This window comes from Streptomyces sp. cg36 (assembly GCF_041080675.1).
In the GTDB taxonomy this organism is placed as follows: Bacteria; Actinomycetota; Actinomycetes; order Streptomycetales; family Streptomycetaceae; genus Streptomyces.
The window spans coordinates 1,260,469-1,285,751 of sequence record NZ_CP163520.1; the positions used below are offsets into that span (position 1 = coordinate 1,260,469).

At 73.5% G+C, this 25,283-nt stretch carries 24 protein-coding genes and 1 tRNA gene; 9 read left to right on the forward strand and 16 right to left on the reverse strand.

Translation table 11 applies throughout. The annotated features are described in order from the left end of the window. Window positions 1–112 precede the first annotated feature (112 nt). Window positions 113–604 (forward strand): hypothetical protein, encoded by a 492-nt coding sequence (locus AB5J87_RS05615; protein WP_369374581.1) that lies wholly within the window; start codon window positions 113–115, stop codon window positions 602–604. Window positions 605–633: 29 nt separating this feature from the next. Here the strand turns inward: AB5J87_RS05615 and AB5J87_RS05620 are convergent, their stop codons facing one another. Beyond that, window positions 634–1,383 carry a LytR/AlgR family response regulator transcription factor gene (locus AB5J87_RS05620; RefSeq protein WP_369374583.1) on the reverse strand — a complete coding sequence of 250 codons (750 nt, stop codon included), beginning with the start codon at window positions 1,381–1,383 and terminating at the stop codon, window positions 634–636. Window positions 1,384–1,690: 307 nt separating this feature from the next. On the opposite strand from AB5J87_RS05620, the gene AB5J87_RS05625 reads away from it, so the two are divergent. Next, window positions 1,691–2,338 (forward strand): zf-HC2 domain-containing protein, encoded by a 648-nt coding sequence (locus tag AB5J87_RS05625; protein WP_369374585.1) that lies wholly within the window; start codon window positions 1,691–1,693, stop codon window positions 2,336–2,338. Between the two features lie 15 nt (window positions 2,339–2,353). Here AB5J87_RS05625 and AB5J87_RS05630 read toward each other — a convergent pair whose 3' ends face one another. The 4 genes from AB5J87_RS05630 to AB5J87_RS05645 form a co-directional block, all read right to left on the reverse strand. Beyond that, window positions 2,354–3,214 carry an Fpg/Nei family DNA glycosylase gene (locus AB5J87_RS05630; RefSeq protein ID WP_369374590.1) on the reverse strand — a complete coding sequence of 287 codons (861 nt, stop codon included), beginning with the start codon at window positions 3,212–3,214 and terminating at the stop codon, window positions 2,354–2,356. Window positions 3,215–3,224: 10 nt separating this feature from the next. Further along, window positions 3,225–5,300 (reverse strand): SpoIIE family protein phosphatase, encoded by a 2,076-nt coding sequence (locus tag AB5J87_RS05635; RefSeq protein ID WP_369374601.1) that lies wholly within the window; start codon window positions 5,298–5,300, stop codon window positions 3,225–3,227. Window positions 5,301–5,331: 31 nt separating this feature from the next. Continuing rightward, the gene (locus AB5J87_RS05640; RefSeq protein ID WP_369374603.1) at window positions 5,332–6,567 is read right to left on the reverse strand and encodes a DUF6777 domain-containing protein; all 1,236 of its coding nucleotides are present in this window, start codon (window positions 6,565–6,567) and stop codon (window positions 5,332–5,334) included. 178 nt (window positions 6,568–6,745) lie between these two features. Next, window positions 6,746–6,919 (reverse strand): hypothetical protein, encoded by a 174-nt coding sequence (locus AB5J87_RS05645; protein WP_369383772.1) that lies wholly within the window; start codon window positions 6,917–6,919, stop codon window positions 6,746–6,748. A 383-nt stretch (window positions 6,920–7,302) separates the two neighbouring features. Between AB5J87_RS05645 and AB5J87_RS05650 the strand changes: the two genes are divergently transcribed. Beyond that, a complete protein-coding gene (locus AB5J87_RS05650; protein ID WP_369383361.1) occupies window positions 7,303–7,833 on the forward strand; it encodes an inositol oxygenase family protein in 531 nt (176 codons plus the stop codon). A 257-nt stretch (window positions 7,834–8,090) separates the two neighbouring features. On the opposite strand, the gene AB5J87_RS05655 is transcribed toward AB5J87_RS05650, so the two are convergent. After that, window positions 8,091–9,626, reverse strand: a complete 1,536-nt coding sequence (locus AB5J87_RS05655) for an SDR family NAD(P)-dependent oxidoreductase (RefSeq protein ID WP_369374605.1) — start codon at window positions 9,624–9,626, stop codon at window positions 8,091–8,093. Between the two features lie 165 nt (window positions 9,627–9,791). Continuing rightward, on the reverse strand, window positions 9,792–10,484 hold the full coding sequence (locus tag AB5J87_RS05660) for a (2Fe-2S)-binding protein (protein WP_369383362.1): 693 nt from the start codon (window positions 10,482–10,484) through the stop codon (window positions 9,792–9,794). A 297-nt stretch (window positions 10,485–10,781) separates the two neighbouring features. On the opposite strand from AB5J87_RS05660, the gene AB5J87_RS05665 reads away from it, so the two are divergent. Further along, complete coding sequence (locus tag AB5J87_RS05665; RefSeq protein ID WP_369374607.1) at window positions 10,782–11,723, forward strand: DMT family transporter; 942 nt, start codon at window positions 10,782–10,784, stop codon at window positions 11,721–11,723. Here AB5J87_RS05665 and AB5J87_RS05670 read toward each other — a convergent pair. Beyond that, a complete protein-coding gene (locus AB5J87_RS05670; RefSeq protein WP_369374609.1) occupies window positions 11,713–12,909 on the reverse strand; it encodes a transglycosylase family protein in 1,197 nt (398 codons plus the stop codon). The two genes, AB5J87_RS05665 and AB5J87_RS05670, sit on opposite strands and share 11 nt — an antisense overlap. 164 nt (window positions 12,910–13,073) lie before the next feature. Between AB5J87_RS05670 and gndA the strand changes: the two genes are divergently transcribed. Next, window positions 13,074–14,516, forward strand: a complete 1,443-nt coding sequence (gndA, locus tag AB5J87_RS05675) for an NADP-dependent phosphogluconate dehydrogenase (protein ID WP_369374611.1) — start codon at window positions 13,074–13,076, stop codon at window positions 14,514–14,516. Window positions 14,517–14,580: 64 nt separating this feature from the next. Here the strand turns inward: gndA and AB5J87_RS05680 are convergent, their stop codons facing one another. The 5 genes from AB5J87_RS05680 to AB5J87_RS05700 all read right to left on the reverse strand — a co-directional run bounded on the left by AB5J87_RS05680 (window position 14,581) and on the right by AB5J87_RS05700 (window position 18,336). Next, the gene (locus AB5J87_RS05680; protein WP_369374613.1) at window positions 14,581–15,216 is read right to left on the reverse strand and encodes an aspartate/glutamate racemase family protein; all 636 of its coding nucleotides are present in this window, start codon (window positions 15,214–15,216) and stop codon (window positions 14,581–14,583) included. Window positions 15,217–15,386: 170 nt separating this feature from the next. Then, window positions 15,387–15,818, reverse strand: a complete 432-nt coding sequence (gene panD, locus AB5J87_RS05685) for an aspartate 1-decarboxylase (RefSeq protein ID WP_369374615.1) — start codon at window positions 15,816–15,818, stop codon at window positions 15,387–15,389. 361 nt (window positions 15,819–16,179) lie between these two features. Continuing rightward, window positions 16,180–16,749: a DoxX family membrane protein gene (locus AB5J87_RS05690; protein WP_369374617.1), complete on the reverse strand. Its 570-nt coding sequence runs from the start codon at window positions 16,747–16,749 to the stop codon at window positions 16,180–16,182. A gap of 148 nt (window positions 16,750–16,897) precedes the next feature. Beyond that, the gene (locus AB5J87_RS05695; RefSeq protein WP_369374620.1) at window positions 16,898–17,830 is read right to left on the reverse strand and encodes a M56 family metallopeptidase; all 933 of its coding nucleotides are present in this window, start codon (window positions 17,828–17,830) and stop codon (window positions 16,898–16,900) included. After that, window positions 17,827–18,336, reverse strand: a complete 510-nt coding sequence (locus AB5J87_RS05700) for a BlaI/MecI/CopY family transcriptional regulator (protein WP_369383363.1) — start codon at window positions 18,334–18,336, stop codon at window positions 17,827–17,829. The genes AB5J87_RS05695 and AB5J87_RS05700 overlap by 4 nt, the downstream gene beginning before the upstream one ends. A 125-nt stretch (window positions 18,337–18,461) precedes the next feature. On the opposite strand from AB5J87_RS05700, the gene AB5J87_RS05705 reads away from it, so the two are divergent. From AB5J87_RS05705 to AB5J87_RS05715, 3 genes are read left to right on the forward strand one after another with little or no spacing between them, the layout of a single operon-like run. Beyond that, window positions 18,462–19,145, forward strand: coding sequence for a DedA family protein (locus AB5J87_RS05705; protein WP_369374622.1), 684 nt, complete (start codon window positions 18,462–18,464; stop codon window positions 19,143–19,145). Beyond that, complete coding sequence (locus AB5J87_RS05710; protein ID WP_369374624.1) at window positions 19,145–19,726, forward strand: phosphatase PAP2 family protein; 582 nt, start codon at window positions 19,145–19,147, stop codon at window positions 19,724–19,726. The genes AB5J87_RS05705 and AB5J87_RS05710 overlap by 1 nt, the downstream gene beginning before the upstream one ends. Beyond that, window positions 19,723–20,391: a phosphatase PAP2 family protein gene (locus AB5J87_RS05715; protein ID WP_369374626.1), complete on the forward strand. Its 669-nt coding sequence runs from the start codon at window positions 19,723–19,725 to the stop codon at window positions 20,389–20,391. The genes AB5J87_RS05710 and AB5J87_RS05715 overlap by 4 nt, the downstream gene beginning before the upstream one ends. A 27-nt stretch (window positions 20,392–20,418) precedes the next feature. Here AB5J87_RS05715 and AB5J87_RS05720 read toward each other — a convergent pair whose 3' ends face one another. Next, entirely contained in the window at window positions 20,419–21,678 is a 1,260-nt protein-coding gene (locus tag AB5J87_RS05720; RefSeq protein ID WP_369374629.1) for a hypothetical protein, read from the reverse strand. Window positions 21,679–21,924: 246 nt separating this feature from the next. Here AB5J87_RS05720 and AB5J87_RS05725 point away from each other — a divergent pair, with 246 nt between their 5' ends. After that, a complete protein-coding gene (locus AB5J87_RS05725; RefSeq protein WP_369374631.1) occupies window positions 21,925–22,929 on the forward strand; it encodes an AraC family transcriptional regulator in 1,005 nt (334 codons plus the stop codon). Window positions 22,930–23,151: 222 nt separating this feature from the next. Here the strand turns inward: AB5J87_RS05725 and AB5J87_RS05730 are convergent, their stop codons facing one another. Together AB5J87_RS05730 and AB5J87_RS05735 are read right to left on the reverse strand one after the other, a co-directional pair. Beyond that, on the reverse strand, window positions 23,152–24,969 hold the full coding sequence (locus tag AB5J87_RS05730; RefSeq protein ID WP_369374634.1) for an ABC transporter ATP-binding protein: 1,818 nt from the start codon (window positions 24,967–24,969) through the stop codon (window positions 23,152–23,154). Window positions 24,970–25,146: 177 nt separating this feature from the next. Continuing rightward, window positions 25,147–25,220 (reverse strand) — tRNA-Pro (locus AB5J87_RS05735). Window positions 25,221–25,283: the final 63 nt, after the last annotated feature.

Here is a 25,283-nt window from a genome sequence, read left to right on the forward strand (position 1 = left end):
CTCGGGGACGACGGATCCTGCCCTTCTGGCCACGGCGGGCGCGCGCCCCCGGTTCAATGCTCCCTGGAGCTCCCTGGAGCGCCTGGACAGTCGATGAAAGAGGCGAGACGGAATGCGTCCGGAGGGTACGAACGGGACCAGTGGTGGCGAGCTGCTGGTGCCGATGGCATGGATGTACGCGGAGTACATCGCCGACGAATTACTGCGCACCGGCGATCTGATGCCGCCGACCACGCTCGAATTCAGGGCCGGACGCAACGCCTTGGCGTTGACGATCTTCCTGTCCGACGGGGCGGTCGGCGGCGCACGGGTGGTGGCGCGGCTCGACGAGTGGAGTTCGCTGACGGCGGCGGGACGGCCCTGGCACGACTGGGTCCGCGAGCGCCTCAAGGAGCGGGAGGCGACCGGGTCCGGCCCCGACCTCGCGCTGGCCCACAGCGCCTGGCGGTGGCTGGAGGAGACCGAGCTGCTGGCCGCGGACCTGGACGCGGTGGTGCCGGGCGGGGTCGACCCGCGCGCCGAGACCGTGGACGAGCCGCGGGTGTGGACCCCGGCGTGGGAACTCGGCCTGCCACTGGGACATCTGGCGATCCACCTCTTCTGATTGATCATCAATAACGTTGGCCCGCAGGGTCAGTGGCGAGCGCCGCGGCGCATCAGACGGTCGCGCAGGGTACGGGCGTGGCGACGGCTGACGGGGAGCTCGGCCGCGCCGACGCGGACGCTCATCGCGCCCGCCTCCAGGCGCAGTTCGTCGATCCTGGCCAGCGCCACCAAGTGGCTGCGGTGTATGCGCACGAACCCGTGCTCGCGCCAGCGGTCCTCCAGGGTGGAGAGCGGGACGCGCACCAGATGGCTGCCGTCGGCGGTGTGCAGCCGCGCGTAGTCGCCCTGCGCTTCGGCGTACGCGATGTCGGCCACGGCGAGGAACCGGGTGACTCCACCGAGTTCCACCGGGATGTGGTCGGCCGCCGCCCCGGCGCCCGTGCGCTCCCCCGCCAGCTCCGCCACCCTACGCACCGCCTCGGCCAGCCGTTCCCGGCGGACCGGCTTGAGGACGTAGTCCACCGCCTTGAGGTCGAAGGCCCGTACGGCGAAGCCCTCGTGGGCGGTGACGAAGACGATCAGCGGCGGCCGGGCGAACCCGGCGAGCAGCCGCGCGATGTCCAGACCGGTGAGCCCCGCCATGTGGATGTCGAGGAAGACCACGTCGACGCCCTGCCCACCGTCCGCCCCGGCCTCGACCGCACCCCCGATCAGCCGCAGCGCCTCGGTGGCCCCGGTGGCCCCCTCGGCACTGCGGATCCGCGGGTCGCGACGCAGGAGGTACAGCAGCTCCTCGAGTGCGGGGGCTTCGTCGTCCACGGCCAGTACGCGCAGCATGCGGTGGGATTCTAGTGACCCGCCCACTCCCTGGGACCCATCAGGTGTCCGAAGTTGTGCCTACCGGTTCTGGACCTGACGGCTCCGTTCTTCTTCGGTGTCTTTTCGCTCAGCAGCTCCTCGGTCTCCGGCTTTTCCAGATGGACGGCCAGATCGTCGGCGTCCGCGAACTCGAAGGCTGAGTGAGTCCGGCGTCCTCACGGCCCTTGCGACCCTTGCGGAGACGCTGCCAACCGGCGTGCATCGCCCCCCGCGGCTTCGGGGGCGGGTGGTGAGTGATTGGGGCGTCGTCTGCGTACCTGACGGCATGAGGCCGCTGGAACTCCACCGTGACGTCGGGGCGTATGCGCTCGGCGTGCTCGGCGCCGTCGACACCTTCCGCTTCGAGGAGCATCTGGCGGGCTGCGCGCACTGCGCGCGCCTGCTGGACGAGCTCGGGAGCGTGGAGGCGCTGCTCGCCGCGTATCTGCGCTGGACGCCCGCCGGGGTGGACCCGGTCGCCGCCCCCTCGCCCGGTCTGCTCCCCTCGGTGCTCGGCGTGGTGGGCGCACGGCGCCGGGCGCAGCGCGGGCGGCGGGTGGCCCTGCTGACGGCGGTGGCGGCGCTGGTGGCGGGCGCGCCGTTCGCGGCGCTGGCGCTGGAGCCGGGGGCCGCCTCGCCGCACTGGGCGGCGTCCACCACGGCGCCCGGCGTGACGGCCACCCTGGCGGCGGCGCCCGCGGCCTTCGGCACCGACATCGGCCTCGACGTGGACGGGGTGCGCGGACCGGCGGTGTGCACGCTGGTCGCGGTGGGCCGCGGCGGCGAGGAGAACACGGTGGCGACCTGGGCGGTACGGGACGGGGCGCCGGTGCGGATGCGGGGCGCGTCCGCGCTGGCCCCCGCCGACATCGCGCGCTTCGAGGTGCGCACCCGGGGCGGGGACCGGCTCGCGACCCTCACCAGAGCGGGATGACCGGGGCCCCGCGCGCTACTTGAGGAACTTGGACGTCCGCCGGTCGGCGAGGATCTTGCCGCCGGTCTGGCAGGTGGCGCAGTACTGGAGCGAGGAGTCCGCGAAGGACACCTCGCGGACCACGTCCCCGCAGACGGGGCAGGGCTCGCCGGTGCGGCCGTGCACCCGCATCCCGCTCTTCTTCTCCGCCTTGAGGCTGCCCGCCGCGAGCCCGCGCGAGCGCTCCACCGCGTCGGCGAGGGTGGTGCGCACCGCCTCGTACAGCGTGGTGACCTCCTCGTCGGTGAGCTGTCCGACGGGCTTGAACGGGGACATGCGGGCGACGTGCAGGATCTCGTCGCTGTAGGCGTTGCCGATCCCGGCGATGAGCGACTGGTCGCGCAGGGCGCCCTTGATCTGGCGCCGCTCCCCCGACAGCAGCGCGGCCAGCCGGTCGCGGCCGAAGTCGTCGCCCAGCGGATCGGGGCCGAGCCGGGCGACGCCGGGCACCAGCGCCGGGTCGTGGACGAGATGGGCGGCCAGGCCCTTGCGGGTGCCGGCCTCGGTCAGGTCGAACCCGGCCCCGCCCGAGAGCGCGACCCGCAGGGCCAGCGGCCCCCTGCCGGGGCGCGGCGGCGCGGCGGGCAGCGTGTCGTACCAGCGCAGCCACCCGGCCCGGGCCAGATGGACGACCAGGTGCAGCCCGTCGGCGTCGAGGTCGAGGAACTTGCCGTACCGTCCGACGGCGGTGACCGTGCGGCCCGCGAGGGCGTCGAGCGGCGGGTCGTACGTCTTCAGCACGCTGATCGCGACCGGCAGGGCACGCTCGACGCGCCGCCCGACGGCGTGTGCGGTGAGGAAGTCGCGGAGCGCTTCCACTTCGGGCAATTCCGGCATAACGCCCAGATTAGCCGGAGGTGCCGGGCGGGGCCGACGGCGTGGCACCGCGCTCCGGCACCACGAACTCGCACCACACGCACTTGCCGCCGCCCCGCGACTCCACTCCCCACACGTCCGCCAGCCGGTCCACCAGCATCAGACCGCGCCCCGACACCCCGGACTCGCCCGCCTCCCGGCGCCGGGGCAGCGCGCTGGAGCGGTCCTCCACCTCGACCCGCATCCGCCGCTCCGGACCGGCCAGCACCCGTACGGTCACCAGGGCCCCGCCGTCGGTGTGCATCAGCGCGTTGGTGATGAGCTCGTCGGCCGCCAGCTCGATCTCGTCCGCGCGCTCCCGGGCGCCCCAGGCCCGTACCGCCGCCCGGATCATGTGGCGCGAGGAGCGCAGCGCCTCCGGGTCGTTCTGCGCCACGTGCTGCTGGAGCCGGCCGCCGCTGCGCGGGGCCTCCAGGGCGCGCCGCCGCAGGAGCAGCAGCGCCACGTCGTCGTCCCCGGCCCGGTCGTCGACCACGTCGCAGAGCCGGTCGGCGAGCTCCTGGAGGTCGGCGGGGCCGGAGCGGACCACCGAGGCCAGCAGCTGCATCCCGTCGTCGAGGTCGGCGCCGGGCAGCTCCACCAGTCCGTCGGTGTAGAACAGCAGGGTCTGGCCGGGGTCCAGCTCAAGGGTGGAGACCGGGTATTCGAGCCGGCCGAACTCGGCCGAGAGGCCCAGCGGAAGACCGCCCTCCACCGGGATCCTGCGGCAGCTGCCGTCGGCGTACCGCAGCAGCGGGTCCATGTGTCCGGCCCGCACGATCTGGACGACGCCGGTGGAGAGGTCGGCCTCGGCGTAGGTGCAGGTCGCGAAGCGGTCCGTGTCCAGTTCGTGCAGGAACACCGAGGCGCGCGCCATCACGGTGGCCGGGGTGTGCCCCTCGGCGGCGTAGGCGCGCAGCACGATCCGCAGCTGGCCCATCACGGCGGCGGCGTGCGTGTCATGGCCCTGGACGTCGCCGATGACCGCGCCGACCCGGCCGCCGGGCAGCGGGATGACGTCGTACCAGTCGCCGCCGATGTCCCGGCCGAGGCGGGCCGAGCGGTAGCGGACGGCGATCTGGGCGCCGGGCACCTCGGGGATGCGGCGCGGCAGCATGGCCTGCTGGAGCCCCTCGGCCAGGTCGTGCTCCTGCTCGTACAGGACCGCGCGCTGGATGCTCTGCGCGATGGAACTGCCCAGCGCCAGCAGGAGGTTGCGCTCGTCGGCGGTGAAACCCGTCTTGTCGCTGTAGAGCAGACCGAGCGCGCCGATCGGGCGGGCCTGGGCGATCAGCGGCAGATACGCGGCGGCGGTGATCCCGAGGCCGCTGATGTGCGGCCACAGCCGGGGGTAGGACCGGGCGAAGTCGTCCGGGGTCTGGATGAAGCGGGGCGCGAGGGTGCGCACCACCTCGCTCATCGGGTACTGCTCGTCGACCCTGGTCCAGCGCGTGCCCGGCACGAAGCTGCCCTCGGGGCCCTCGGCGACCAGATGGATCCGGCCCGCCTCCAGCAGGCCCATCACCAGGCTGGTGGCGCCCAGGTGCTCCAGGCCGCGCGAGCCCTTCAGCACGTCGATGACGTCCTGCACGGTACGGGCGTGGGCCAGCGCGGCCGTGGTGCGGTCCACCACACTGGTGCGGCGCCGGTGGTCCGCGTCGTCGACCGCCGGTCGGGCGGCGGACTCGGCGAGCTCCTGGGCCGCCTCGCGGACGACGCCGATGATGCGGTGCGGACGCCCGGTCGGATCGCGCCGCACACAGCCCTGGGTGTGCGCCCAGCGGGTGGTGCCGTCGCGCATCCGCACCCGGAAGTAGACGCCGTAGTGGACGCTGCCGCTCTTGAGCGCCTGCGAGACCAGCGCGTCGAGCCGGGCGCCCTCGGCCGGGGGCACCCGGCTGCCCAGCGTCTCCGGGCGGCCGTCGTACTCGTCCGGCTCCATGTCGAAGACGGCGAGCGCCGACGGGTCCATGTGCAGCTGCCCGGTGCCGAGGTCCCAGTCGAAGGTGCCCATCCGGTTGAGGGCGAGGCTCAGACCGGGGGGTGCGGGCCACTCGTCCATCGTCATTCCGATCTCTGGGCGGATCGGGAGCGTCCGGTCAGGTCAGCCTGGCGTCCAGCGGGAACTCGGTGTCGAAGTCCGAGGTCCCGGTGGGCATGTCGGTCGTGTTGCCGCCGCCTCCGGTCGGCTCCGGCGGGAAGACCGGCGGCGGCTCGGAGGGCAGCGTCGGCAGCTCGGTCGAGGGCTGCGGCACGATCTGCTGCGACGGCTGGGACGGGCTCGGCGGCGCGGGCGGCGAACTCTTCGCCCGGGGAGCGACGGTGACCGTCGCGGTCGGGCAGCCGGACGGCGCGGGCGACGTGCTCGGCGCGGTGCCACCGGGCTGGAGCGGCGAGGGCGAACCGGTGACGGTCACCGTCGGGGCCGGGCTCGGGCAGTTGACGCTCGGCGAGGTGCTCGACGTCGACGGCGTGGACTCGCTCGGCGAGACGGCCGGGCTGGACTGGTCCGGGCTCACCGGCGCGCTCGGCGAGTCGGTCACCACGGGCGCCGTCGGGTCGATCTGGATGTCGGGCCGCTCGCGGTCGTGCATGCCGTGGTCACCGGTGGGCCGCTCGATCCAGGTGTTGTTGATGACGTTCACGATGATCAGGCTGTTGACGATGTTGGTGGTGCGGTTGATGACCACGGTCCGCTGCGGCTGGTAGCCGGGCCAGGACTGGCCGCGCGAGGCGGCTCCCCGGGTGGCGACGGGCGGGGTCAGCGGATTGCCGCAGGCACAGCGCACGCGCGGGCTGCCGTGGTCGTCGACCATCACGGCGGTGCCCGCCTGGAGCACCGACTGGAAGGCGGTGGCCCGGCCGTCCTTGTAGCCGTGGTTGGTGACCCGGGTGTCGGCGCGCAGCACCACCGGGGTGAGGCCGCGCAGGAAGGAGGGCAGGTCGTCCGGGTTGATCCCGGCGGTCTCGGAGAACGCCCGCGCCTTCGCCCCGTCGGCGCGCAGGAACCGGATCTGCTGCTCCACGTCGCAGCTGGAGACCGACTGGGTGCCGCCGTAGAGACCGGGGGTGGAGCCGGACACGGCCCGGATGGCCTGCACGGTCGCCGTGGGGCTGCTGGGGGTGTTGGGCGGCGGCTGGGAGGGCGTCAGCGGCCGGGCCGACTTGGCCGTCGACTCCGTGAAGGGGTCGGGGCCGGACGCGGCGACCGGCTGCAGGAACAGCTCCTTCTCGCCGGAGGCGCTGTTGCCGCTGTCGCCGCCGCAGGCGGTGACGAAGACTCCGATGGACATGACGGCTGCCGCCAGGGTGAACCGGCGCGTGGTCGGGCGCACGTGAATCTCCCACCTTTTCGCCCCGAGATATCCCTTATTGTCTGCCGGATGCCGACCGGTCCCGCAAGCGGACGACCGGCATACGTGTGGGCTTCGGCGGGACCTCGCGCCGCACCGGAACGAGTGGTGCCCCCTGCCGGAACAGGGGGCACAGGGGCACAGCTCGCGCGGGATCGGATCAGTCGATGCCAGGCAGGATGTGCGGCTCGGCGAGGTCGTCCTCGTAACCGGCCAGCCGGATGGGGGCCGAACGGGCCCAGACCTCGAGGTTGCGGAGCTTCTCCGGCCGGCCCGGCCGGTCGCCGCCGCGTTCCGGTGTCCGCTGTTCGCGTTCTGTCATCTCTGGTGTCACCGCGCACTCCTCTGTGTCGCGTAACCCTGGTCGCGCCGGCGGCTCCGGTCTCTTCCCGGTCGCCGGCCGTCCAATGGGGCAGGGGGCAGGGGCAATTCGGACGCGGTGGCGCCGACACTCTGTCGGAAGCACGGCCCAGTTTGCGGGCCGGTTCCGGAACGGGCATCGAGGACCGGTCGATCCTTTGATGGCTTCCGTCAGGGTCAGAGTAACCAAATGAGCGGGGCCCCGCTCGATGGGGCCACTTCCTTTGCGTCAACTTTCCTTCGCCGTGCGTTCAACACGGTGTTCATCCGGCCATGATCTGCTGTTCGGCGTCGGCCGCCACCCCAGGAGGAGTTCACGTGGATCTGCCGAGTCGGCCCCGGTCCGTCACGGAACTGATGGACCTGCTGTACGCCTGCCGGGACGCCTGGGACACACCGGACCGCAGCGGCGATCCGGTCGATCTGCACGATCACGCGCTGCAGACCGCCCATCTGCTGCGCCGCGCCCATCCGAGTGACAAGGAACTCCAGGTCGCGGGGCTCGTCCACGATCTGGGGCATCTGCTCCGTCCGGGTGATGACGCCGGGCACGCGGCGCACGCAGCCGACGCGGTGCGCCCACTGCTGGGGGCGCGGGTGGCCCGGCTGGTGGAACTGCACGTTCCGGCCAAGCGCTACCTCGCGGCCGTCGAGCCCGACCGGACGCTCTCGCCCCAGAGCGAACTGACCCTGCGGGCCCAGGGCGGACTGATGACCCCCGAGGAGGCCGACGCCTTCGCGCTCGACCCGGAGGCGGAGGCGGCCCTCACCCTGCGCCAGGCCGACGACGCCGGAAAGGTCGTGGGGCTCGACGTGGGGGTACTGGAGGACTGGCGGCCGGTCCTGGAACTGGTGGCGGGGCGGCACGGGGGTGCCGGGGTCGGCTGACGGCTGACTGCTGACGGCTGACGGCTGACGGCTGACGGCTGACGGCTGACGGCTGACGATTAACGACTGACAGCTGACAGCTGACAGCTGACAGCTGACAGCTGACGCACAACGTCTGACCACCGACGCACAAACGCCCGACGACCGCCCCACACCACCCCACACCGCCCCACGGCTACGCGAAAGTGGCCGGACTCCCCCGAAGGAGCCCGGCCACTTTCGCGTGCGCGTTCACCCGCCGCGGGCGCCGCGGGCGACTACCACTTGCCCGGCGCGTAGTCCTTCATGAAGACGCTGTGCAGGTCCTCGCCCGCCTCGCCGCGCACGATCGGGTCATAGACCCGGGCCGCGCCGTCGACCAGGTCGAGCGGGGCGTGGAAGCCCTCCTCGGCCAGCCGCAGCTTGTCGTGGTGCGGGCGCTCGTCGGTGATCCAGCCGGTGTCGACCGAGGTCATCAGGATCTTGTCGGTCTCGAACATCTCCTGCCCGCTGGTGCGGGTGACCATGTTCATGGCGGCCTTGGCGGCGTTGGTGTTGGGGTGCCCGGCGCCCTTGTAGCCGCGGCTGAACACGCCCTCCATGGCGGAGACGTTCACCACGTAGGCGCGGCCGTTCGGCGCCTTGCGGGCGGCGTCGGCCATCGCCGGGCGGAGCATGCTGATCAGGATGAACGGCGCGGTGTAGTTGCACAGCTGGGTCTCCAGCAGTTCGACCGGGGAGATCTGGTCGATGGACTGCACCCAGGTGTTGGTGTGGACGACGTCCGGGAGCAGGCCGCCCGCGTCGATGGCGGTGCCGTCGAGGTGCTTGGCGATGGTGGCGTTGCCCGCGACCAGCGCGAGGTCGGCGACCCGCTGGGCCTCGATGCCGGAGGCGCCGACCGGCAGCGCGACCGGACCGCCGAGGTCACCGACCGCGCCGGAGTTGAAGGCGCCGATGACGTGGTGCGCGGGCAGCTCGCCGGCGGGCAGCGGGGCGCTCTCGCCGTCGACGAGGGCCGCGTACGCGGTGGGCAGCCGGCGCACGGTCTGGGTGGCGTTGTTGATCAGGATGTCCAGCGGACCCCGCTCGGCGGTCTGCTCGGCCAGGGCGACCACCTGCGCCGGGTCGCGCAGGTCGATGCCGACGACCTCCAGGCGGTGCATCCAGTCCGCCGAGTCCTCCATCGCCTTGAAGCGGCGGATGGCGTCCTTGGGGAAGCGGGTGGTGATGGTGGTGTGGGCGCCGTCGCGCAGCAGCCGCAGCGCGATGTACATGCCGATCTTGGCCCGGCCGCCGGTGAGCAGCGCGTGCTTGCCGGTGAGGTCGGTGCGGGCCTCGCGGCGGGAGCGGTTCTCGGCGGCGCAGGGCTGGCAGAGCTGGTGGTAGAAGTAGTCGACCTCGACGTACCGCGACTTGCAGATGTAGCAGGAGCGCGGGCGCTGGAGTATGCCGGCGATCTCGCCCGTCGGGGTCGCCGAGGACGGCAGGATGCCCTCGGTCTCGTCGTCGATGCGCTCGGCGGAGCCGGTGGCGGTCGCCTCGGTGACGGCCTTGTCGTGGGCGGTCTTGGCGGCCCGGCGCTCCTGGCGGCGGCGCTGCTTCACGGTCCGGTAGATCGCGGCGGTGGCCCGGCGCACGGCGATCGCGTCCGGGTGGTCGACCTCGATCCCGTCGAGCTCGTCCAGCACGCTCAGGCAGACGGCGAGCCGCTCCGGGTCGATGCCGGGGCCGTACTCGGTCTCGGGTTCGGCGGGCTCCTGGCCGATGCCGGGACCGTACTCCTGGTCCTGGATGTCCTCTGTCACCGTCATCGCCGTCGCCGTTCCTCGGTCATGTGTGCGGTCTCGCCCGCGCGTGGAAGTTCCCAAAAGCGGAATCGTACGGAGCGAGGGCGCCGCACACCAAACCGCGCCGGTGATCAGCCCCTGACGCGGGCCGGCGGCCGGCCCCTGCTCAAGCGGCCCGCGACCCGGTGGTCAGGCGCGTACCGGCGGGCGGTCGAAGACGCAGTCGCCGCAGAGCCCGCCGCCCGGGACGCGGTAGTAGAGGCAGCAGCTGCGGCGCCGGAAGGCGGGGCCGGGGAGCAGGGTGCCGGTGCCCGCGAGGTCGGGGTGGGCGAGGAGTCCGGCGCCGAGCGCGCGGGCCCGGCGGGCGACGTCGGGGCGGCCCGCGCGCCGCGCCCAGCCGTGCAGTTCGCGCACCGCCCCGGCGAGCGCGGAACCGGCGTTCCCCCACAGCAGTCCGTAAGGGAGCGGGGTGTCGCGCCGGACCGCCTCGGCCAGCGGGACGAGGTGGGCCTCCTGGACGCTCGCGCGCAGCTGCGCGACGGTGCCCGGCAGCGTGCGCTCCGTGTCGAGCACCAGGTCGTCGGGGGCGCCCCGGCCGCCGTCCCAGCGCAGCGCGGCCGGATCGAGGTCGGGCAGTTCGCCGTGCAGGGCCGCCGACCCCAGCGCGACCGACCAGAGCCGGGCGACCAGGCCGAGGTGGGCGATGGAGGCGGCGGCGCGGCGCTCGGGGGCGTGCAGCCGCTCCCGTACGGTGTCGACGCGGGCCGTCAGCGGGGCGTCCTCGCCCGCGTAGAGCCGGGCGAGCGGGCGGTGGCCGGGGTCCGGTGTTCCGGTGCGCAGCGCGAAGAACCCGCCCACGGACGCGACGGCCGCGAGATCCACCACTGTGTCCGCTCCTTTTGCGCCCCGGGGCGCGCTCCTCGGTGAAACATGGCGCGGCGGCGCCGGAGCCGCCGTGATTCTTGCAGATTTTTAGCCGAACTTACGTTCGACTACTAACCGGAACCCCTACTTCGGCCCCTCTTCCGAACAGCTCATCACACCCCCATCTACCAGCAGTTGTACCTAATGCCCGATGTATGGACGACTTCTGGAGTAGACGCGTACTCCTATGGCAGTACGTGTCAATGCGGTCTCAAGGACGACGACGTGGAGCCGTTCGCGAGAGATCGTGGATGCATGAGTGCCCTCGCCCTGTCCGTGCTGCTGTCCCTGGTCTCCGCCGTCGCCTACGCGGCCGCGGCGATCGTCCAGGAGCGCGTGGCCGCGGCCACCTCCGACAGCACGTACTTGCGCCAGGGCGCCTGGTGGGTCTCGGTGGCACTCAACGGGCTCGGCGCGCTGCTCCATGTGGTGGCGCTCGCCTGCGGCCCGCTCACCCTCGTCCAGCCGCTCGGCGCGCTGACCATAGTCTTCGCGCTGCCCATGGCCGCGGTCTTCGTCCGCCGCAAGGCGGGCGCGGCGGCCTGGCGCGGCGCGATCATGGCGACGGCCGGGCTGGCCGGACTGCTGGCCCTGACCACCGACTCGGACGCCGACGCGCTCGGCGGCGGCCGGCGCCTGCTGCTGGCCGGGGCGACGCTCGGCGCGATGGGGGTGCTCTTCCTGGTCTCGCGCGCGGCGCACCGGCCGGTGCTGCGCAGTGTGCTGCTGGCCGCCGCCGCGGGCATCTCGTTCGGCATGGCCTCGGTCTTCACCAAGCTCGTGGCCGACGACTGGGACGCGGGGCTCAAGCTCGGCGAGACGCCCAGCCTGCTCGCCATAGCGGTGCTCGCGGCGGCCGGGCTGCTGATCTCGCAGGCTTCCTACCGGGGCGCCGGACTGGCCGCGCCGCTGGCCACGGTCACCGTGGTCAACCCGGTGGTCGCCGCGACCGTCGGACTGACGCTCTTCGGCGAGGAGTTCCGGTACGGCACGACCGGACTCGTCATCGCGCTGGCCAGCGGGGTGGTGGCGGCGGGCGGGCTGATCCTGCTCACCACCGAGCGGATGAGCACCCCGGCGCGCGGCTCACGCACGCAGACCGCGCACACCACGCTGCCGGGCATCCCGGCGCCGGGCACGAGCGCCGAACAGCACAGCAGCGCCCAGAACGACCGCCAGCGGCTGATCAGAGGCTGACGCCGCCCGCCCGCAGATAGGCCAGCGGGTCCACGTCCGACCCGTAGGCCGGGCCGGTGCGGATCTCGAAGTGCAGATGCGGGCCGGTGGCGTTGCCGGTGGAGCCGGAACGGCCGATGCGCTGGCCGCTGTTCACCTGCTGCCCGGCCCGTACGTTGACGGCCGACAGATGGCCGTACTGGCTGTACTTGCCGTCGGCGTGCCGGATGACCACCTGGTAGCCGTAGCTGCCGCCCCAGCCCGCCTCCACCACCTTGCCGGTGGCCACGGCCCGTACCGACGTACCGGTGGACACGGGGAAGTCGACACCCGTGTGGTAGCCGCTCGCCCAGGACGAACCGGCCTTGTGGTACGGGGTGCTGGGAGACGCGTCGACGGGGGCGGTCATGGCGCCGGTCCGATGGGTGGCCGGGGTCGCCTTGGGGTGTTCCTTGTGCGGGGCGGGCTTCTTCGCCGGCTGCTTGGCGGCGGGCCGCCGCACCGGGACCGGGCGGGCCTTCGGCGGGGCGGCGGTGTCCGGGAGCGCGAGGCGCTGGCCGGGCAGGATCAGGTCCGGGTTCGGGCCGACGACCTGGCGGTTCGCGGTGTACAGCTCGTGCCAGCCGCCCCTGACGTGCTCGGTGTGGGCGATCTTGGAGAGCGAGTCGCCGCGCACCACCGTGTAGCCCTCGCGCTTGCCGGGGGCCTTGGTGGGATCGGTCTGCGGGGTGGCCCTGCGCGTCTGCGGCTTCGGCGCGGGCGCGTGGTGCGTGGCGGACGCCTGGGCGGGGTGCGCGGAGGCGGGGTGCGCGGACGCCGGGTGCGCCGCGGCGCGGGTCAGCCCGGCCTCGCCCGAGCAGACCGGCCAGGCGCCCGGCCCCTGTGCCTTCAGCACCTTCTCGGCGACGGCGACCTGTTCGCCGCGGGAGGCCAGGTCGGCGCGCGGGGCGTACTGCCGCCCGCCGTAGGCCACCCAGGTCGACTGGCTGAACTGGAGCCCGCCGTAATAGCCGTTACCGGTGTTGATCTTCCAGTTGGCGGTGGACTCGCAGGCCGCGACCTTGTCCCACACGTCCATCGAGGCCGCGTGCGCGGCGCCCGCCCCGATCAGCGGCAGCGCCATCCCCGCCCCGCCCGCCGTCACCGTCAGCGACGCCCGGTTGATCCGGCTCGGCTGGTACCGGCGGTGCCGCCCGCGTACGGACATGGGTCCCCCTAGAACGCGTCAGGAGCAGCCAAAGTAGGGGCTCTGAACGGACCGTGACAAGAGTGCGTACCCCTGCTTCGAGGGAATACGGGCCGACTCGCGCGACTTGCGGACTTCCGTAGGGTTGATCGAGCAGCGCACCCGAGGAATCGAGGAGCAGAGCCATGAGCGGAACAGCCCAGATCGGCGTGACCGGACTCGCCGTCATGGGGCGCAACCTCGCCCGCAACTTCGCGCGCAACGGCCTCACCGTGGCGGTCCACAACAGGACGGCCGCCAAGACCCGGGCGCTGGTGGAGGAGTTCGGCGAGGAGGGGCGGTTCGTACCCGCCGAGAGCGCCGAGGAGTTCGTGGCGGCGCTGGAACGGCCCCGCAGGCTGGTCGTCATGGTGAAGGCGGGTGAGGCCACGGACGCGGTGATCGAGGAGTTCGCCCCGCTGCTCGAAGAGGGCGACGTCATCATCGACGGCGGCAACGCCCACTTCGAGGACACCCGGCGCCGCGAGCGCGAACTGCGCGAGCGCGGCATCCACTTCGTGGGGGCGGGCGTCTCCGGCGGCGAGGAGGGCGCGCTGCACGGCCCGAGCATCATGCCGGGCGGCTCGGCCGAGTCGTACGCGTCGCTCGGGCCGCTCCTGGAGCGGATCGCGGCGCGGGCCCCGGACGGCACCCCCTGCGTCACCCACGTGGGCCCGGACGGCGCGGGCCACTTCGTGAAGATGGTGCACAACGGCATCGAGTACGCCGACATGCAGCTCATCGCCGAGGCGTACCACCTGCTGCGCGCGGTCGCCGGGTACTCCCCCGCCAAGATCGCGGAGACCTTCCGCGGCTGGAACACCGGCCGCCTCGACTCGTATCTGATCGAGATCACGGCGGAGGTGCTCGCCCATGTGGACGCGGCCACCGGCGGGCCGTTCGTCGACGTGGTGGCGGACCGGGCCGAGCAGAAGGGCACCGGGCGCTGGACCGTGCAGATCGCCCTGGACCTGGGGGTGCCGGTCTCCGGCATCGCCGAGGCGGTGTTCGCGCGCTCCCTCTCCGGCCACGCGGACCTGCGCGAGGTCTCGCGCACGCTCGCCGGACCCACGCCGGAGCCGCTGGACGAGAAGGCCGCGGAGGCGTTCGCGGCCCAGGTGGAGCAGGCGCTGTACGCCTCGAAGATCGTGTCGTACGCCCAGGGCTTCCACCAGATCCGCGCGGGCAGCGAGCAGTACGGCTGGGACGTGGACCTCGGGTCGGTGGCGTCGATCTGGCGGGCCGGGTGCATCATCCGGGCGGCCTTCCTGGACCGCATCCGGGCCGCCTACGACGCCGAGCCGGAGCTGGTGAGCCTGCTGGCGGACAAGCGGTTCGGCGAGGAGATCGGGGCGGCGCAGGACGACTGGCGCGCGGTGGTCGCCGCGGCGGTGCGCGGCGGGGTGCCGGTACCGGGCTTCTCGGCGGCGCTCGCCCACTACGACGCGCTGCGCGCGGAGCGGCTGCCCGCCGCCCTCACCCAGGGGCAGCGGGACTTCTTCGGCGCGCACACCTACCGCCGGGTCGACCGGGAGGGCTCGTTCCACACGCTGTGGGGCGACGACCGCAGCGAGGTCACGGCCGGCTGACGGCCCGCCTCCGACTCCCGCCCGGGCGGCGGCCACTCACACCGGAGAGCTCACACCAGCGTGCTCACACCAGAGAGGCCGCCGCCGCGAGGCCCAGGCGCGGGCTGGACAGGACCGGGACCGAGGACGCGACGTACTGGGCGGCCGGGGCCATCGACCCCTGGGCGAGGACGATGACGTCCCCCTCCACGATGGCCTCCAGCTCCTCGGCGACCACCCGGTAGTACCCCTCCAGGTCGCCCTTCTCGAAGTGGGGCCAGGCCCGGTCGGCGACCACCGTGCGCACCGAGATCTCCCGGCCCGCAGCGGCGGCCTCCTCGCGGATCAGCTCCGTGGTGGGGCCGACGGTGGACTCCACGGTCGCCAGCACGACGATGTCCGGGCCGTGCGCGACGGCCGCCGCGGCCATCGGACGGTCCGACCGCAGGACGGGTACGCCGAGTTCGGCCCCGGCCTCCTCGGCGACGGCGCCGATCGACGAGCAGGTGCACAGCACCGCCGTCACGCCCTCCTCCAGCGCCCGCGCGATCACGTCGCGGGTGGCCCCGGCCACGGCGGCCGGGCCCGACTCGCGGGCCCGGCCCAGCAGTTCCTCGTACACGAGGTGGCGCAGCTCCAGGCCCGGGTGGTCCTCGTCGCGCAGCGCGTCGAAGACGGGCACGTGCACCGCCGAGGTGTGCAGCAGCGCGAGCGTGCTCACAGCTCACCGCCCCGCACCGAAGGACCCTGCGGCCGGGCACCGGGGACGTCGGGGGCAGCGGGGGTGTCGGGGACAGCGGGTGCGGCGCTCATGACGGTCTCCCGGATCGGTACCGATCAGTACATCGATACGTCGGTACGTCGGCGCATCGGTACGTCGGTACGTCGGTACTACGAGTGGGCGTCGGGGGCCACGGCCTGCGGGCTGCGGCGCTGGTCGGTGCCGGGCACCGGGGCGGAGGCGTCCGTGCCGAGCTCGACGATGCGGTTGTCGGCGTCGACGTGCACCACGCTGGGCCGCAGGGTGCGCGCCTCGGCGTCGTCGACCTGGGCGTAGCTGATGAGGATCACCAGGTCGCCGGGGTGGACGAGATGGGCGGCGGCGCCGTTGATGCCGATGACACCGGAGCCGCGCTCGCCCTCGATGACATAGGTCTCCAGGCGGGCGCCATTGTCGATATCGACGATGTGGACGAGCTCGCCGGGCAGCAGATCGGCGGCTTCCATCAACTCGGCGTCGACCGTGACGGACCCCACGTAGTGGAGGTCGGCCTGGGTCACGGTGGCACGGTGGATCTTGGACTTGAACATGGTGCGCAGCAAAGCGTCACTCCCGCCGGACAAAGGGTCGCGCCCCCGGTCGGGGTACGCGCCGTCGCCTGACAGCGTACGGGGCGGCGGGGGCGGGACGGGGCCGGGGTGGGGCCGGGGTGGGGTGCGAAGCGGCGGGGCCCACAGGGGGGCGGCAGGCGAATGGCGGCAGGCGGCAGGCGGCAGGCGGCAGGCGGCAGGCGGCAGGCGGCAGGCGAATGGTCGGACAGCGTCGGACAGCAGGTGGGCGGACAGACGGCGTCAGCTGTCACCTGTCAGCCGTCACCCGACAGCTGTCACCTGTCACCTGTCACCTGTCACCCGACAGCCGTCACCCGTCAGCTGTCAGCTGTCACCCGACAGCCACCACCCGTCACCCCGCCGGATCCGGCTCCGCCGCCCCGTCCCGCTCCGCTCGCGCTGCCTCGTCGTCGGCCTCGTCCCGCTCCTTGGCCCGGCGGCCGACCACCGCGGCGGCGGCTGCCGCGCTGCCCAGGAACGCCAGCGCCACCGTCCACGGGCGGTCCACCACGTGGCCGCTGGCGTGGTCCAGTGAGTAGCGTCCGGCCCCGGCGATGCCGATCGCGGCGGCCGTGAAGCCGAGGAACGCCGGGTACTCGAAGCCGCCCTTCGCCGTGAAGAAACCGGCCGGGGCGTGCACCGCGACCGCGCCCGCCATGGCCCCGGCCGCCGCCGCTCCCGCGACGGGGGTCGCCAGGCCCAGGGCGAGCAGCGCGCCGCCGCCCGCCTCGCCGAGCCCGGCGGCGACCGCGCTCTGCTTGCCGGGCCGGAACCCCATGTGTTCCATGGCGGCGGCCGTGCCGTCCAGGCCGCCGCCGCCGAACCAGCCGAAGAGTTTCTGCGTGCCGTGTGCCGCGAGGACGGCGCCGGTGCCCACCCGCAGGACCAGCAGTCCGAGGTCCCGCCGGTTGATGCATGTCATGGCTGCCTCCGCGATGGCCGTCGACCGGTGCCCGGTGCACTGCTCCGTGCACGCGTTCCCGTACGTACGGGTTCCACTCTCGCGGGCGCGCGGCGGCGGGTCTCAGCGTTGCTGGGCCATTGGGGTTCGCCCGAGGCCGACGGGCGGGTCAGCCCTCGCCCTGGGCCGTCTCGATGCCGCCGTGCAGATCGGCCGCGGCGTCGAGGGCGGAGACGGTGGAGGCGCCGAGGCAGGCCAGCAGGGCGACCGCGATCAGCCGGGCCCCGCGCGAGAGCGGCGGGAGGGCGGCCGGGCCCCGGTCGAGCAGGGCGGCGACCCGGCGCGGCACGGGTCCCGCGGCTGCCGCGAGCACCGCGCGCGGCCGGGGCGCCGCGCCGCCGGCCCGGCCGGCGAGGGCGGCACGGCCGATGGCGCGGGCCGCGACGGCGCGGTCGCCGACGGCTCGGGCGGCGGCCTCGTCGGCGCACCGCTCCAGGGCGAATTCGAGCGGGGCGCGCAGGGCGCGCAGCGCGGGGTGCAGATGCGCGGCGAGTTCGGCGGCGGCGAGGAAGAGGTGGTGTCGGCCGCGCAGATGGGCGCGCTCATGGGCGAACAGGGCCTCGCGCTCGGCCGGTTGGAGGGCGTGCAGCATCCCGGTGGTGACGACGATGCGGCCGGGTCGGCCGGGCAGCGCGTACGCGTCCGGGCTGGGGTCGCGCAGCACGGCGAGCTCACCGGTGGCGGGCGCGAGGCGGCGGTGGGCGGCGCGTACTTCGCGGACCTGGCGTCGGGCGGTGCGGGCCAGGGCGAGCGCGCTGAGGGCCAGCAGCGCGGTGGCGGCGCAGGCGGCGGGGAGCGCGAGGGCGTCGGGCAGTGCGGCGAGCGGGGTCACCAGATGGCCGAGGGCGGCCACGAACGGCAGGCGCAGGGCTCCGGCGGTGGCCAGGAGCGCGAGGGCGGCGGCCGAGCAGAGGGCGAGACCGGCCGAGGCTCCGGTCAGCAGCCAGGCGGCGGGCCGGGGCGGCAGGGCCTCGGCGAGCCGTCGCGCGACCGGCACGGCCAGGAACGGCACCAGCAGCGGGATCCACACCACGAAGATCATCCCCGGTCACCTCCGGGGAGCGTGCGGCCGGGGCGGGTCCGGCCGGAGCGGTCGCGTTCGCCGGATATCGCCTCGGCGGGTGCGGCCGAGTGGCCGTGGGTGTCGCCCTGTCCGTGGTCGCCGCCGTCGAGCAGGGCGCGCAGCAGCCGCTCGTCCTCGTCGCTGAGCTGGGAGACGAACCGGGCGAGGACCGTGGAGCGGTCCTCGTCCTTGGCGAGTTCGGTGTGCATCCGGCGGGCGGTGAGGCCGGGCGAGTCCTCGGTGGGGGTGTAGGCGAAGCCCCGGCCGGAGCGGCCCCGGGTGAGGGCGCCCTTCTCGTACAGCCGGGTGAGGATCGTGGTCACCGTGGTGCGCGCCAGGCTGCCGCCGAGCGCGCTCTGGACCTCGCCGGGTGTGAGCGGGCCGTCGGCCGCCCAGAGCGCGGCGAGGACTCCCGCCTCCAGTTCCCCGGCGGGCCGCCGCGCGTCGCTTTCCGCGCGGTCGGCGCCGTGGCCGGGCCCGTCCATGACGCCCATGGGAACGTTCCTCCAGGATCTTTCGTCTACAGTTCTGTAGACCGTCTACACCACTGTAGTCAGTCGGGCCCGGCGCTGCCCGGGATCCGCAGACCATTATGGGAGGGCCCACCGCCATGGCCGTACCCCTGTTCGCCGCCGCCCCGCAGGCCGTGAACGTGCTGGACGCGGGCTCGCTCCTCTCCGCCTTCGGCGCGATCGGCATCGCCGTCGTGCTGTTCGCCGAGACCGGGCTGCTCGTCGGCTTCTTCCTGCCCGGCGACTCACTGCTGTTCACGGCCGGGCTGCTGTGCGTGCCCGGCGAGGACGGGCCGGTGTCCCTGTCGCTGCCCCAGGTCCTGCTCGCGGCCGTCGCGGGCGCGCTCGTCGGCGCCCAGGCCGGTTTCTGGATCGGGCGGCGCGGCGGCCGGACCCTGCTCGCCCGCAGCCGCTCCCGCAAGCTCCACGAGGGTGCGGCCCGCGCCGAGGAGCTGCTCGCGAAGTACGGCCAGGCCAAGGCGATCGTGCTGGCCCGCTTCGTGCCCATCGTCCGCACCGTGCTCAACCCGCTGGCGGGCGCCCTCGGCGTCCCGGCCCGGGTGTTCACGCTGTGGCAGATCGCGGGCGGCGCGGTGTGGACCGTCGGCCTGGTGCTCGGCGGTTACGCGCTGGGCTCCTCCATCCCCAACGTGGACCGCTATCTGCTGCCGTTGGTCGCGCTGGTCGTGGCCGTCTCGCTCACCCCGCTCGCCCTGGAGGTCCTGCGCGCCCGCCGGGCCCGTGCCGCCACCGCCCGCACCACCACCGAGGACGCCCGCTGATGCACTTCGACAACGGGCTCTACACCTGGGTCACCGAACTCGCGCAGGACGCCCCGGGCCCGCTGGACACCGCCGTCCGCCTCTGGTCCGACTACGGTCTGGGGCTCTTCGCGGTCCTGATGGTCCTGGCCTGGTGGCGGGCCCGCGCGAGGGGCGGCGCACGGCTGGCCACCGCGCTGGCGGCCCCCCTGGTGGTGGTCGCGGCCTACGCGCTCAACGACGTCTTCAAGATGGCCGTCCAGGAACAGCGCCCCTGCCGGACCCTGCACGTGGTGACCGTGGAGGCGTGTCCGCCCCTGGGCGACTGGTCCTTCCCCAGCAACCACGCCGCGATCGCCGCGGCAGCCGCCGTCGCCCTGCTGCTCACCGACCGGCTGCTCGGCGCGATCGCGGTGCCCGCCGCCCTGCTGATGGCCGCCTCCCGGGTCTGGATCGGCGCCCACTACCCGCACGACATCGCGGTCGGCCTGCTGGTGGGCGCGGTGGCCGCCCTGGTCCTCGCGCTGCTCGCGCGCCGGGCCACCCCGCTGGTCGAGCGCCTCGGCACCACCCGGCTGCGCCCGCTGGTGACCGCCAGGTGACCCGGGCCCGGCTCGCCGGCGCGGCGCTCTGCCTGCTGCTCTTCGTCCTGCTCACGGTGGCCGTCGCCGTACGGGACGGGGCACCGCTGCCCGGCGACGGGGCCCTGCACGTCTGGAGCGTCGGCCACCGGCCGCCGGTCGCGCTGGCGGCGACCCGCGCGCTCACCGCGACCGGCACCGGGCCGCTCCCCTATCTGCTGGCCGTCGGCGCCGGGCTGCTGGCCGGGCGCGACGCCCGGGGGCGGCTGTGCGCCGCCGCCGGCGCCCTCGCCGTCCTCGCCCTGGGCCAGGCCGTGCGGTACGGGGTGATGACCGCCGTCGCCCGTCCCCGCCCGGCCCTGGCCGACTGGGCCACCCCGGCGTCCGGCCACTCCTTCCCGTCCGGCCACTCCACCACGTCCGCGCTGACGGCGGGCCTGCTGGTGTGGGCGGTGGCCAGTCGCGGCCACACCGCCTCCACCCGCCCGGCCGCCGTGCTGATCCTGGCGTGGGGCGCGGCGGTCGGCCTCTCCCGGATCTACCTCGGGGTGCACTGGCCGAGCGATGTGCTCGGCGGCTGGCTGTTCGCGGCGCTCTGGCTGACCCTCGCGGCCGTGGTGGCCGCGCCCCGCGTGCGTACCGAGGAGGGGGACGGAGAGCGGATCCACGGCCACCGGCCGCGGTGAGCACGGGGCGCGGACGGCGCTCGGGGCTCACGCCGCCTTGAAGTAGGCGTTCCAGCCGCCCGGTGGGGCCTGGCCCACCTCCAGGGCGCGCAGCCGGTCCAGCACCCGGGGGTTCTGCGCGTCGAGCCAGTCGACGAACTGCCGGAAGGAGACGAGGCGTACGTCCGGCTTCCCCGCCATCGCCTTCAGCGCCTCCTCGACGGCGTCCATGTAGATCCCGCCGTTCCACTCCTCGAAGTGGTTGCCGATGAAGAAGGGCGCCCGGTTGGTCTCGTACGCGCGCTGGAACCCGGCGAGGTAGGAGCCGGTCGCCTGCTCGCGCCAGCCCGGGTAGCGCGAGGGCATGCCGCGGGTGGTGTTCTTCGACTGGTTGGCCAGGATGTTGTAGTCCATCGACAGGACCTCGAAGGAGTGGCCGGGGAAGGGCACGCCTTGCAGGGGCAGGTCCCAGACGCCCAGCCGCTTGTCCGGCCAGCGCTGGAGGCCACCGGGCGAGGAGGCGTCGTAGCGCCAGCCGAGCCGCTTCGCCGTCGGCAGCAGGTTGTTCTGGCCCAGCAGACACGGCGTGCGGCCGCCGACGAGTTCCTTGCGGTAGTCGAACGGGAGCGGCGGCAGGTCGTGCCGGCCGGTGTTGGTGCGCCATTCGGTGACGAAGGAGACGGCCTGCTCGATCTCGCTGTTCCACTGGTCGGACGACCAGTGGGCCACCGACCCGGCGCCGCCGCAGAAGTGGCCGTTGAAGTGCGTGCCGATCTCGTGTCCGTCGTACCACGCCTCGGTGACGTATTTCAGCGTCTCGCGCACGTGTTCGTCGGTGAGATAGCCGATGTCGGAGGCGCCGACCGGATTGTTGGGCGGGCGGTACCGGGACTTCTGGGATTCGGGCAGCAGATAGAGCCCGGAAAGGAAGAACGTCATCGAGGCGCCGTGATTGCGGGCCAGTTCCAGAAAGCGCGGAAAGAGGCCGTTGCCGACTTCTCCGGCCCCGTCCCAGGAGAAGACCACGAACTGCGGCGGGGTCTGCCCGGCTTCGAGCGGCACCGGCTTCCCGGGCTGGTGCGGCTGCTCTCCCGTATCGGCCGTCGAGCCGTCACCGATCAGCCTGGCCTGCGGTTTCGCCGGGGCGTTGGGGGCGGCCGGATGGCCGGGGCCGTTGCCCGGCGGTGGTACCGGGGACTGCGCGCCGTCCGGCCCGGCCGTGCCGCACCCGGCGAGACCGGCGGCGCCGGCCGCCGCCGCGACACCAAGTCCGGCCCCCAGCAGTCCCCTTCGGCTGATCTCGCGCATCGCCTCTCCCGCCGGTCGCCCCGCGGACCCTGACGCACGGGCCGGGGAATGGTGGAATCGACCCCATTACCGTTGGCCGATAACCGCCTCAGCGTACGACTCGTTCACCACATTTCCCGGTAATTGACGGGCGGGGCCGGACATGTCGGAAGGGGCGGGGCCGGGGGCCGGAATGCGTCGGGCACCCGTCGGGCCCGGCCGCCCGGGAGGTGACGGCCGGGCCCGCGCACCGGGAAGATGTGCCCCATGCAGGCGACTTGGCAGACACGGGAGCGGCCGGTGGTACCGGCGCCCCGGCACTCGATCCGGACCCGGGACCTCGACGAGGCCCGGCAGGCGATCGGTGAGACGTTCTACGCGAACTCCATCGATCTGGTGGACCGCGACCACGGGCTGGAGGCCGCCTTCGAGGTGGTGCGGCTGGGGCCGGTCACCGTGGGCGACCTGCGCTGCGGCGCCGACGTCCGGATGCGCTTCGGCGACCTGGGCTCCTACCACGTCGACCTGCCCGTCTCGGGGCAGCTCTCCTGGCGGCAGGGCGGCCGGGGCTCCGCCACGGCGACGCCCGAGCAGGGTGCCGTGTTCCATCCGTACGGCACGACGGAGCTGGAGCGGTGGAACCGCGACTGCCGCCTGTTCGCGGTGAAGATCGGCGCCCCGGAGCTGGAGCGCCATCTGGAGACGCTGCTGGACCGTTCGGTCCCGGCCGGGATGCACCTGTCGCCCGAACTCGACCTCACCCGGGGACCGGGGCTGAGCTGGGCCCGGCTGGTGGGTCTGGTCGTCCAGGAGATGGACAACGAGCACGGCTCGCTGAGCCACCCGCTGATGGCGGCCCAGTTGCGCGACGCGCTGCTGACGGGGCTGCTCCTGGCCACCGGGCACCGCTACCGCGACGAGCTCGACAAGCCGGCCCGCGCCGCGCCGCCGGGCCCGGTCAAGCGGGTGGTGGACGCGATACAGGCCCGCCCCGAGCACCCGTTCACCACGACCGAGCTCGCGGGCATAGCGCAGGTCGGCGCCCGCTGGCTCCAGGAGGGCTTCCGCCGCCACATGGGCATGTCCCCGATGGCGTATCTGCGTGACGTCCGGATGGCCCGGGTCCACGCGGAGCTGCGCGAGAGCGAACCCCACCGGCTCACCGTGGGCGAGTCCGCCTACCGCTGGGGCTTCACCCATCTGGGCCGCTTCGCGGACGGCTACCGCAGGCGCTACGGCGAACTCCCCTCCCAGACCCTGGGAACCCCCTGACCACACCCGTCGCCACCAGTGCGTGAAACGGCCACGCAACCCGGCTCGGCGGCGGGCCGCCCCGGCGATACGGTTTCAGCACCGTGCCCGGGAACCGTGGCACGGTGTCGGCACCGTCGTCGACGGCAACGCGGGCTGTTCCCGGGCCAGATCAGCTCCCCCCGCTGAGCCGGGGGCAGCCCGCAGTTGCGACCGGCGGATCCGCCGCCCCCGTCCGCGGACTCAGCTCCGCGCCGCGCCCTCCGGCGAGCCGTCCAGGAAACCGCCCGACTGGTGCTTCCACAGCTTGGCGTACGCGCCGCCGGTGGCGAGCAGGTCCTGGTGGCTGCCCTGTTCGACGATGCGGCCCCGGTCCAGGACGACCAGGCGGTCCATGGTGGCCACCGTGCTCAGCCGGTGGGCCACCACCAGGGCCGTACGGCCCTCCATCAGCCGCCACAGCGCGTCCTGGACGAGGATCTCGCTCTCGGAGTCCAGCGCGCTGGTCGCCTCGTCGAGCAGCAGGATCGGGGCGTCGCGCAGGATCGCCCGGGCCAGGGCGACCCGCTGGCGCTGGCCGCCGGAGAGCTTCACCCCGCGCTCGCCCACCATGGTGTCGAAGCCGTCGGGCAGCGCGTCGGCGAACTCGGTGACGTGCGCCGCCTCGGCGGCCCGGCGGATCTGCGCGTCGGTGGCGTCGGGCCGGGCGAACGCGATGTTCTCCCGCAGGCTGCGGTGGAACATCGCCGGGTCCTGCGGCACGTACGCCATCAGGCTGCGCAGTTCGCCCTGGCGCAGCCGGCTGATGTCCTGGCCGCCGATCAGGATGCGGCCCGCGTCGATGTCCGTCATGCGCAGCAGGAGCCGGGTCAGTGTGGTCTTGCCGCCGCCGGACCGGCCCACCAGACCGATCTTGGTGCCGTGCGGGACGGCCAGGTCGAGGCCCTCGAAGAGCGGCTCGGCGCCGCCGTGGGCGAAGGTGACGCGCTCGAAGCGCACCTCGGCGCCCCGGGTCGGCAGGGGCTCGGGGGCGGGCGGGTCGAGTACGGTCGGCGGCTCCAGCAGCAGTTCGGTGAATTGCGCGGCCTCGGTCATGGAGCTTTCCAGCCGGCGGTAGATCTGGTTGAACTCGAACATGATCCGTGTCGCGCTGGCGTAGTAGGTGAAGGCGACGATGACCGCCTCGACGCCGTGCCGTCCGCCGCCGAGGGTGAGGGCCAGCAGCAGGCCCAGCACGTTGGTGAGGACGGACATCGGCGCGACCAGGGTGTCGATGCGCAGGTTGCCGTAGTCCCAGGAGCGCAGGGTGAGCCGGCGTGATTCGGCGACCCGGGACCGGTGCTCGGCGGCCTCGCGCGGCTCGGCGGCGAACGAGCGGACCGTGTCCATGTTCATCAGGCTGTCGGCGACGTGGCCGGACATCCGGGCGATGGCCCGCTCGCGCTCGGCGACCAGCGCCTGGCGGCGCCGGATCAGCGGGGAGACGCCGAGCGCGGTGAGCGCGATCAGCACCAGGAGTCCGGCCACCAGCAGCGGGTCGTACTGCCACAGCACGACCGACGCGAAGAGCAGCGGTACGAAGCTGCCGACCACGTTGAACGTGAGCGTGTCGACGACGTCCTCGAACCGGGAGGCGAAGCTGAGGACCCGTTTGGTCAGCGATCCGGCGAAGTTGTCGTGGAAGAAGGCGGCGTCCTTGGCGAACAGCTCGTCCATGCCGATGACATACAGGTGCTCGACGCCCCGGGCGTCCAGGCGGTTCAGACAGTGCAGCCCGATGCGCCACAGCGTCTCCGACAAGAGCAGCACACCGGCGAAGCCGAGGACGTACGGGAGGGCCGGGCCGAGGGTGAGGCCGCCGCCGTCCCCGGCGATCCGGCCGACGAGCTTGGCGACGATCAGTGGCGCGACGTACTGGATCCCGATGTTGCCGAGCGCGGGCAGCAGCATCGCCGGTGCGGTCAGGCGCCGCAGCCGGGCGAGTTCCCGTCCGTAGTACCGAAGGGCGACGATCACCGAGCCCTTGCTCGGCAGTCCCTCGTGCGATTCAGGTGATCCCATCCCCAACCCTGTGCTTTCGGACCGGCAGGTGAGCACAGGGAGTGTCCCGCGGCGGCCCCCGCCCGGTCCACGCGTTTTGCGCCGGTCACCCGGGACGGTGCGGGCGGGAGCGCGGGAAAAGGCCGAGGGCCGTACCGGATTCCTCCGGTACGGCCCTCGGCCTACGACTCTTTCGAGTCGGGACGACAGGATTTGAACCTGCGACCCCTTGACCCCCAGTCAAGTGCGCTACCAAGCTGCGCCACGTCCCGATGCCCGTCTGACCTGGGGTTTCCCCTGGCCGCTCGTGCATGAGAACCATACCTCACTCAGGG

Coding starts and splice junctions, on each gene's coding strand:
- AB5J87_RS05615 (WP_369374581.1), top strand. CDS start 113: ATGCGTCCGGAGGGTACGAACGGGACCAGTGGTGGCGAGCTGCTGGTG.
- AB5J87_RS05620 (WP_369374583.1), bottom strand. CDS start 1,383: ATGCTGCGCGTACTGGCCGTGGACGACGAAGCCCCCGCACTCGAGGAG.
- AB5J87_RS05625 (WP_369374585.1), top strand. CDS start 1,691: ATGAGGCCGCTGGAACTCCACCGTGACGTCGGGGCGTATGCGCTCGGC.
- AB5J87_RS05630 (WP_369374590.1), bottom strand. CDS start 3,214: ATGCCGGAATTGCCCGAAGTGGAAGCGCTCCGCGACTTCCTCACCGCA.
- AB5J87_RS05635 (WP_369374601.1), bottom strand. CDS start 5,300: ATGACGATGGACGAGTGGCCCGCACCCCCCGGTCTGAGCCTCGCCCTC.
- AB5J87_RS05650 (WP_369383361.1), top strand. CDS start 7,303: ATGGACCTGCTGTACGCCTGCCGGGACGCCTGGGACACACCGGACCGC.
- AB5J87_RS05655 (WP_369374605.1), bottom strand. CDS start 9,626: ATGACGGTGACAGAGGACATCCAGGACCAGGAGTACGGTCCCGGCATC.
- AB5J87_RS05665 (WP_369374607.1), top strand. CDS start 10,782: ATGAGTGCCCTCGCCCTGTCCGTGCTGCTGTCCCTGGTCTCCGCCGTC.
- AB5J87_RS05670 (WP_369374609.1), bottom strand. CDS start 12,909: ATGTCCGTACGCGGGCGGCACCGCCGGTACCAGCCGAGCCGGATCAAC.
- gndA (WP_369374611.1), top strand. CDS start 13,074: ATGAGCGGAACAGCCCAGATCGGCGTGACCGGACTCGCCGTCATGGGG.
- AB5J87_RS05690 (WP_369374617.1), bottom strand. CDS start 16,749: ATGACATGCATCAACCGGCGGGACCTCGGACTGCTGGTCCTGCGGGTG.
- AB5J87_RS05695 (WP_369374620.1), bottom strand. CDS start 17,830: ATGATCTTCGTGGTGTGGATCCCGCTGCTGGTGCCGTTCCTGGCCGTG.
- AB5J87_RS05700 (WP_369383363.1), bottom strand. CDS start 18,336: ATGGACGGGCCCGGCCACGGCGCCGACCGCGCGGAAAGCGACGCGCGG.
- AB5J87_RS05705 (WP_369374622.1), top strand. CDS start 18,462: ATGGCCGTACCCCTGTTCGCCGCCGCCCCGCAGGCCGTGAACGTGCTG.
- AB5J87_RS05710 (WP_369374624.1), top strand. CDS start 19,145: ATGCACTTCGACAACGGGCTCTACACCTGGGTCACCGAACTCGCGCAG.
- AB5J87_RS05720 (WP_369374629.1), bottom strand. CDS start 21,678: ATGCGCGAGATCAGCCGAAGGGGACTGCTGGGGGCCGGACTTGGTGTC.
- AB5J87_RS05725 (WP_369374631.1), top strand. CDS start 21,925: ATGCAGGCGACTTGGCAGACACGGGAGCGGCCGGTGGTACCGGCGCCC.
- AB5J87_RS05730 (WP_369374634.1), bottom strand. CDS start 24,969: ATGGGATCACCTGAATCGCACGAGGGACTGCCGAGCAAGGGCTCGGTG.